The sequence below is a fragment of the Winogradskyella ouciana genome (assembly GCF_009709615.1).
Lineage (GTDB): Bacteria > Bacteroidota > Bacteroidia > Flavobacteriales > Flavobacteriaceae > Winogradskyella > Winogradskyella ouciana.
Genome location: NZ_WJYA01000072.1, coordinates 1 through 278, shown reverse-complemented (window position 1 = coordinate 278; position 278 = coordinate 1). Strand labels below are relative to the sequence as shown.

Annotated in this window: 1 pseudogene; it reads right to left on the bottom strand. The window is 28.4% G+C overall.

Annotated features, from left to right (window positions below):
* Positions 1-278, bottom strand: a pseudogene (locus F1003_RS18615) (hypothetical protein); the annotation flags it as partial.

Genomic DNA, 278 nt, shown 5'->3' with positions numbered 1-278 from the left:
CTTTTTGTTGATTATTTTCGATAGTTTTAACACCATCGTATACTGTAAAGTTATAAGGTCCTAAATATTTCACTAAATATTTATGGTCAAATGTACGTGTTAATAATTCTGGTCTGTCAGTTTCAGCAAAAGCTAAGTTTAAGAAGAATAATGCTACTGAAGCCGCCATTACGACAGGAACAAATTTCTTACTAAATGCTTTTGTGTCTAACCATTTTGTTTTAAATATTAAAATGAATAAGTAAACTAACGTATCAATGAAATAAACAAAGTCATAC